The organism is Micromonospora sp. NPDC005197 (assembly GCF_040608295.1).
Taxonomy (GTDB): Bacteria; Actinomycetota; Actinomycetes; order Mycobacteriales; family Micromonosporaceae; genus Micromonospora.
In genome coordinates this window covers 25,251-32,199 of sequence record NZ_JBEXHY010000062.1, presented here as the reverse complement: position 1 = coordinate 32,199, position 6,949 = coordinate 25,251, and the positions used below count along the sequence as shown (strand labels likewise).

Here is a 6,949-nt window from a genome sequence, read left to right as displayed (position 1 = left end):
AACAAACCCTCTGGGGGTTTTCCGGGTGTTTAACCCCCCGGCTGTTTGGTAGCTCCCACGGGGCGCCGCCACCCCCTTCCTCGGATCGGGTGGCCGGCGCACCGCGTTCAACTGTGGGTCGTCACCCGCCGAGCAGCCCGGCGTCGCGCAGCGCCGCCCAGAGCTGCTCCGGCACGTCCGCGTCCGACCGGCGCAGGGTCTCGGTCACCTGGGCTGCGTCGCGCAGGCCGACCACGGTCGAGACCACGGCCGGATGCCGGCGGACGAACGCCAACGCCGCCTGCGGCAGGGTGACGCCGTACGCCTGACAGACCGCCGCGATCCGCCGCGCCCGCTCGATCAGCTCCGGCGGCGCCTGCTGATAGTTGTAGACCGCGTCGGCCGGTGGCTGGTCGCGGGCCAGCAGCCCCGAGTTGTAGACCCCGGCGATGACCACGCCGACCCCACGGGCCTGCGCGGCGGGCAGCAGGTCGTCGAGCGCGCCCTGTTCGAGAAGGGTGTACCGGCCGGCGCACATGACCACGTCGATGTCGGTCTCCGCGACGAACCGGGCCAGCATCGCCGACTGGTTCATGCCGGCCCCGATCGCGCCGATGACGCCCTGGTCGCGCAGCTCCACCAGCGCGGGTACCGCCTCGGACGCGGCCTGCTCCCAGTGCTCGTCCGGGTCGTGCAGGTACACCACGTCCACGCGGTCCAGGCCGGTGCGTTCCAGGCTGGCCTCCAACGACCGGCGTACGCCGTCGCGGCTGAAGTCCCAGACCCGCCGCAGGTCGGCCGGCACGTCGAAGCCCTGCGAATCACGCTCCCCCGCGGTCTCCGGCGAGGGTACGAGCAGCCGCCCGACCTTCGTCGACACCACGTACTCGTCGCGCGGCCGGGACCGCAGCGCGGCGCCCAGCCGCCGTTCGGACAGGCCGAGGCCGTAGTGCGGCGCGGTGTCGAAGTACCGGATGCCGGCGGCCCAGGCGGTGTCGACGGCCGCGGCGAACTCGTCGTCGGACGTCGCCCGGAACAGGTTGCCGCCCTGCGCCGCGCCGAAGCCCAGCGTGGTGAGGCGGATCGCCGGCCGGCGGGGCAGCGCTCGGTCCGTCATGACGCCTCCAGCCGGTACGCGCGGTGGGCGGTCTCCCGCCAGATCGCCGCCTGCTCCTCGTCACCGAGTGGTGCCACCATGTCGGCGAGCACGGCGACCCACCGGGTGTAGGAGCTGGCGAGCAGGCACACCGGCCAGTCCGAGCCGAACATGAGCCGGGCCGGTCCGAACGCGTCGAGCGCGTGGTCGACGGCGGGCCGCAGGTCGTCGGCCGTCCAGGATGATCCGTCCACCTCGGTCACCAGACCGGAGAGCTTCGCGGTGACGTTCGGTTGGGCGGCGAGCGCCCGCAGGTTGGCCGGCCAGTCGCCGAGGCTCCCCGTGCCGAGCGCCGGTTTGGCGAGGTGGTCCAGGACGAACGACACCTCGGGCAGGTCGCGGACGAGCCGGGTGGCCGCCGGCAGTTGGTGGTCGCGGACCAGCAGATCGTAGGCGAGACCGGCCGCGCCGACCGCCGCGATGCCCCGCCGGACGTCGTGTCGGTCGAGGTACGCCGGGTCGGGTTCGGACTGGACCAGGTGCCGGATGCCGACCAACCGCTCTCCGCCGCGTGCCGTGCGGAGCCGGTCGAGGCGCTCGTCGATGTCGTCGGCGGTGAGGTTGACCCAGCCGACGACCCCGCTGATGAGCGGGTCGTCGGCCGCGATGCCCAGCAGGTGCTCCGTCTCCGTCACGGAGGCGATGGACTGCACGACGACGGTCTCGGTGACGCCCGCGGCCCGCGCCGCCGGGGCGAGATCCGCCGGGGTGAAGTCGTTGTCGATCGCCGCCATCGTGTCCGGGTCGATCCAGGGCTGCGGGTGTCGCGCACGGACCCAGAGGTGGTGGTGCGCGTCGACGATGCCGGGGCGGCCGGCCGGCGAGGTCTGCTGCGTCATCGGCCCAACCACCCGCCGTCGACGGGCAGGACGGTGCCGTGCACGTAGTCCGAGGCCGCGGCGGCCAGGAACACTGTGGCGCCGGCCAGGTCGTCGGCGCGTCCCCACCGGCCGGCCGGGATCCGGCCCACGATCGCGTCGTTGCGCGCGGGGTCGTCGCGGAGCGCCTGGGTGTTGTCGGTGGCGATGTAGCCGGGCGCGATCGCGTTGACGTTCACCCCTCGGCCCGCCCACTCGTTGGACAGGGCTCTGGTCAGCCCGGCGAGGCCGGACTTCGCCGCGGTGTAGCTCGCGACGTTGATGCCGCCCTGGAAGCTCAGCAGCGAGGCGGTAAAAATGATCTTTCCGCGGCCCCGGTCGACCATCCGCCGACCGATCTCCCGGCTCAACACGAACTGGCTGGACAGGTTCACCTGCAACACCCGGTCCCACATCTCGTCGGGGTGCTCGGCGGCCGGCGCCCGGGCGATCGTGCCGCCGTTGTTCACCAGGATGTCCACCGGCGCCACCGCCGCGGCCTCCTCGGCCAACCGGTACACCGCGACCCGGTCGCCCAGGTCCGTCCGGATGCCGGTGAACCGGCGACCGGCCGCCTCGACCCGTTGCTGCACCGCACTGCCCTCGGACTCCAACTGCGCCGACACCCCGATGATGTCCGCGCCGGCCACCGCCAGGGCCTCCGCCATCGCCAGGCCGATCCCCCGCCGGGCGCCGGTCACCAACGCGGTACGTCCCGTCAGGTCGAACAGGGCGCTCATCGGCCCTCCTCCCGCCAGTCGAGCAGCACCTTCATGACGCCGCCGCCACCCTCCAGGGCCGTGAACGCGTCCGTGACACCGGCCACGGGCAGCACCCGGGAGATCAGCTCCCGGGCCGGGATGACGCCCGCCGCGACCAGCCGGATCGCCTCCACCACGTCCTCGCGCTGGTACAGCCGCGCGCCCAGCAGCTCCAGCTCGCGCCAGAAGAACCGGTGCAGGTTCACCGGACGCGGCTGCGGGTGGATCGCCACCATCACCAGCCGGCCCCGGGTGGTCAGCACATCCACGGCCGTGCCGACCCCGGCGGCGGAACCGGACACCTCGAACGCGACGTCCGCGCCCGCGCCCCCGGTCCGCTCGTTGACGAGCGCCACCACATCGGTCGGCCCCGGATCCACGGCCTCGATCCCGATCCCCGACGCGACCCCGCGCCGGAAGCCGTCCGGTTCGACGAGCAGGACCTGGGCCCCACGCGCCCGGGCGACGGCCGCGATGAGGACGCCCACCGGACCGCCGCCGACGACGACCACGTGCTCTCCGGACGCCACCTTCGCCCGTCCGACGTCGTGCACCGCCACCGCGACCGGCTCGACGAGCGCCGCGTGGTCCAGCGGCAGATCGTCGGGGAGTGGAAGCACCAACTCGGCCGGCACCGTCCACGACGACTGCATCGCGCCGGGCGAGTCGATGCCGAGGAAGTCCATCGCGTGGCAGATGTGCGAATTGCCGCGGCGGCACGCCGCACACTGCCCGCAGGCGCGGGTCGGCATCACGGTGACGGGCTGCCCGACGGTCAGCCCGGTGACGCCGTCGCCCAGCGCGGCGACCCGGCCCGACATCTCGTGTCCAAGCACCGCCGACGCGCCCACCCGGGCGTCCATGTCGCCGTGGAAGATGTGCAGGTCCGTGCCGCAGATCCCGGTGTACGCCACCGCGATCCGCACCTGGCCGGGGCCCGGCGGTTCTGGGGCACGGTCTTCGATCCCGAGATCACGCGCACCCCGGTAGACAACTGCCTTCACTGCTGCTCCGTCTCAACGTCGTTGGTTGGTACGGGTGCGTATGCCAGGGGCGGCCAGATCCGCATCCGTCGTGTCGGCGCCATCGACACGGTAATCATCCGACCAATCCTGGTCCAGTGGTCGCTTGCGGGCGGGCCGGCTCAGTGCCGCAGGGGCGCCACGTCGTTCTGGGACCCGACGGCATCGGCGAGCAGGGCCTCGACCCGGACCGGTGCGACGGTGGGCATGTGCTCGGCCACCGCAAGCAGGCGTTTGCCCGCCCGCTCCGGTCGGACGTTCGGGCTGCCGGCGGCAGGGCTGCCGGCCCGCTGTCCGGCCGCCGCGATCACCGCCTCGTCGACCCGGATGCCCAGGCCCGGTGTGTCGCCGAGAATGAAGGCGCCGTCCTCGACGTGCAGGTCGAGGCCGATGCCCGCCGGCGGCCGCAGATCCTGTAGTTCGCTGACCAGGTGGTTCGGCACCGAGGTAGCGGCGTGCAGCAGCCCGACCGGGATGTTGCCGATGGGGCTGACCGGCAGGTCATGGGCATGCGCCAGGGCCGCCACCCGCAGGAAGTGGGTGACACCCCAGACGGCGGCCATCTGGACGATGTCGACCGCGCCCGCCCCGATCAGCGGACGGTACTGCTCCAGCCCGGTGAGGTTCTCGCCGGTGGCGATCGACGCTCGGACGCCCCGGCCGACGGCGGCCAGACCCTCGGCGTCCCAGCGGCGGACCGGCTCCTCGATCCAGATCAGATCGAGGGTGCGTTCCAGCTCGGCCACGTGCCGGACGGCCTGCTTGCGCGACCACGCCTCGTTGACGTCGAGCATCAGACCGGGCCGCCGGCCGTGGCCCGCCTCGGTCAGCACCTCCCGCACCAGCGCGAGCCGGTGCCGGTCGCGCTCGATGTCGAGGCCGCCCTTGAGCTTCGCGGCACGCAGGCCGTACCCCGCGTAGACCTCGTACTCCGCGACCAGCTCGTCGTCGGTCAGACCGATGTCGAGGCCGGACGCGTAGGCCGGGACGCGTCGGTCCCGCCCGCCGAGCAGCCGCCAGAGCGGCTCACCGGCGAGCTGCGCCTTGATGTCCCACAGGGCCGTGTCCAGTGCGCCGATCGTCCCGAACACCAGCCCGCCGTGACCGGCCTTGAAGGTGTGCCGGAGCATCCGGTCGTACAGGCTGGTCACCGCGCGGGGATCTTCCCCCTCGATGGCCGGGAAGATCTTGTCGATCTCCACGTGCGGGCCCAGGCCGACGCCGCTGATCCCCCCGTCGGTCTCGACGATGGTGATCGGCACCGTCGTGACGCCGTCGGGGAACACGCCGTTGGCGTCGCCGACGGGCCGGCCCCACTCCTGGACCGTCGTCAGGGTTCGATACCCGGTGATGCGCATGTCAGCCTTTCGTGGAACCAGCGGCGACGCCGTCGGCGATCTGGCGCTGAAGGAACAGGTAGACCGCCAGGACGGGGATCGCGGCGATGAGCACCCCGGAGGCGAACGTCGGAATGTCCTCGGAGTACTGCCCCCGCAGCGAGGTCACCCCGACCATGAGGGTGCGGTGGTCGGCCGACGGCATCAGCAGCAGCGAGATGAGCACGTCGTTCCAGCAGAAAAGCGTGTTGAGGATGCCGACCGAGAGCAGCGCCGGAGCGCCCAGCGGCAGCATGATCCGCCGATAGACGCCGTACACGGTGTTGCCGTCGATCCGGGCCGCGTCGACGATCTCCGCCGGGATGGTCTTGTAGTAGCTGGTCATCAAAAAGACCGTGAAGGGCAGGAACTGCGCGACGTACGCGAGGATCAGCCCCGGGTACGTGTCGACGAGACCGCTGTCCGCCATGACCCGGGCCAGCGGCACCATGATCACCTGGAAGGGGATGAAGAGCGCCGCGAGGCAGCCGATGAACAGCGCCGTCGAGCCCCGAAAGCGCAGTTGGCTCAGCGCGAAGCCGGCCATCGAGCCGAACAGCAGCAGCAGGAACACCGAGCAGGCCACCACGAGGATCGAGTTGGCGGCGTACCGGGCCATGCCGACGCTGGTCCACGCCGTGGTGATGTTCTCGAAGCGCAGGGAGTCCGCCAGTGAGAAACGGTCGAGAATGTATTCCCGGCGGGTCTTCATGGCGACGTTCGCGGTGAACAGCAGCGGGTAGATCGTCGCGAGCGCGAGGAGTCCCATCGGGATCACGAGCAACCATCTGCTCAGTCGAACGCGGGACATCAGTCCTCCCTCCCCGCGCGTCGAAGCAGCTTGAGCTGTAGCAGCCCGACGACGAGCATGATGACGAACAGGACTGTGGACGCGGCCGACGCGAGCGCCGGACGGTTCATCCGCCCCTGCTGGATCCAGATGTAGTACTCCGGCAGGTAGGTCGAGCCCTCCGGACCGCCACTGGTCATGACGTAGAGCAGGCCGAACATGGACGTCAGCATCCCGATCATCGTGGTCACGAAGACGAACTGGATGGTGCGGGAGAGGCTGGGGATGATCACGTGCCAGATGACCTGGGCCAGTGACGCGCCGTCCACCCGCGCGGCGTCCAGCAGCGCGGAGTCCAGGGTCGCGAAGCCCGCGAGGAACACGACCAGGGCCATGCCGAAGGTCGCCCACACGTGCACGCCGACGACCGCGAACATGGCGACGTCCGGATCACCGAGCCAGTCCACCGGCCCGATACCCACCGAGGACAGGACAACGTTGACAGGACCGTCAAACGAGAGCAGCAGGTTGAAGATCGCGCCGACGATGACCGGAGACAGCACGGCCGGGAAGAAGTAGACGCTGCGGTAGAACCGGTGCCCCGGCACGCGCAGGTAGATGAACGTGGCGAGCAGGCCCGGGATGGCCACCGCCACCGGCAGGAGCAGCACCAGCAGCCCCACGTTGCGCAGCGCCTGTTGGAACAGCGGATCGTGGAGCAGGTCGACGTAGTTGTCGAAGCCGACCATCGCCCCGTCGCGGTCGCCGTCGCCGTCGCCGGTGAAGGAGAAGTTGACGCCGAGTAGCAGCGGCCACAGCCGCAGCAGCACGAGGATCAGGACGGCCGGGGCGACCAGCACGAAGGGCGCCAGTTGTTCGGCGCGACGGCCGCTGGCGGCGCGCCGGGAAACGGGGCGGCCACGAGACGGCGGCGCGGAGGGCGGGAACCCGCCGGCCCGCTCGGCCGAGGCCGAACGGACCGACGAGAGCGACTTACCGATCGACACG

At 71.4% G+C, this 6,949-nt stretch carries 7 protein-coding genes; all 7 read right to left on the bottom strand.

Annotated elements, in window-relative coordinates:
- Positions 1-121: 121 nt before the first annotated feature.
- The 7 genes from ABZU46_RS20025 to ABZU46_RS19995 all read right to left on the bottom strand — a co-directional run bounded on the left by ABZU46_RS20025 (position 122) and on the right by ABZU46_RS19995 (position 6,948).
- Positions 122-1,096, bottom strand: coding sequence for an aldo/keto reductase (locus tag ABZU46_RS20025; RefSeq protein WP_354859905.1), 975 nt, complete (start codon positions 1,094-1,096; stop codon positions 122-124).
- Positions 1,093-1,974 carry an amidohydrolase family protein gene (locus ABZU46_RS20020; RefSeq protein ID WP_354859903.1) on the bottom strand — a complete coding sequence of 294 codons (882 nt, stop codon included), beginning with the start codon at positions 1,972-1,974 and terminating at the stop codon, positions 1,093-1,095. Before ABZU46_RS20020 ends, ABZU46_RS20025 begins: the two co-directional genes overlap by 4 nt.
- Complete coding sequence (locus ABZU46_RS20015) at positions 1,971-2,732, bottom strand: SDR family NAD(P)-dependent oxidoreductase (protein WP_354859902.1); 762 nt, start codon at positions 2,730-2,732, stop codon at positions 1,971-1,973. Before ABZU46_RS20015 ends, ABZU46_RS20020 begins: the two co-directional genes overlap by 4 nt.
- Positions 2,729-3,757 carry an alcohol dehydrogenase catalytic domain-containing protein gene (locus tag ABZU46_RS20010; RefSeq protein WP_354859899.1) on the bottom strand — a complete coding sequence of 343 codons (1,029 nt, stop codon included), beginning with the start codon at positions 3,755-3,757 and terminating at the stop codon, positions 2,729-2,731. The genes ABZU46_RS20015 and ABZU46_RS20010 overlap by 4 nt, the downstream gene beginning before the upstream one ends.
- 140 nt (positions 3,758-3,897) lie before the next feature.
- Positions 3,898-5,133: a mandelate racemase/muconate lactonizing enzyme family protein gene (locus ABZU46_RS20005; RefSeq protein ID WP_354859897.1), complete on the bottom strand. Its 1,236-nt coding sequence runs from the start codon at positions 5,131-5,133 to the stop codon at positions 3,898-3,900.
- A gap of 1 nt (position 5,134) precedes the next feature.
- Entirely contained in the window at positions 5,135-5,962 is an 828-nt protein-coding gene (locus ABZU46_RS20000) for a carbohydrate ABC transporter permease (RefSeq protein ID WP_354859896.1), read from the bottom strand.
- The gene (locus ABZU46_RS19995; protein ID WP_354859894.1) at positions 5,962-6,948 is read right to left on the bottom strand and encodes a sugar ABC transporter permease; all 987 of its coding nucleotides are present in this window, start codon (positions 6,946-6,948) and stop codon (positions 5,962-5,964) included. The genes ABZU46_RS20000 and ABZU46_RS19995 overlap by 1 nt, the downstream gene beginning before the upstream one ends.
- Position 6,949: the final 1 nt, after the last annotated feature.

Excerpts from the sequence above, each read along its gene's own strand:
- ABZU46_RS20000 (WP_354859896.1), bottom strand. The coding sequence starts at position 5,962 with ATGTCCCGCGTTCGACTGAGCAGATGGTTGCTCGTGATCCCGATGGGA.
- ABZU46_RS20015 (WP_354859902.1), bottom strand. The coding sequence starts at position 2,732 with ATGAGCGCCCTGTTCGACCTGACGGGACGTACCGCGTTGGTGACCGGC.
- ABZU46_RS20005 (WP_354859897.1), bottom strand. The coding sequence starts at position 5,133 with ATGCGCATCACCGGGTATCGAACCCTGACGACGGTCCAGGAGTGGGGC.
- ABZU46_RS20020 (WP_354859903.1), bottom strand. The coding sequence starts at position 1,974 with ATGACGCAGCAGACCTCGCCGGCCGGCCGCCCCGGCATCGTCGACGCG.
- ABZU46_RS20025 (WP_354859905.1), bottom strand. The coding sequence starts at position 1,096 with ATGACGGACCGAGCGCTGCCCCGCCGGCCGGCGATCCGCCTCACCACG.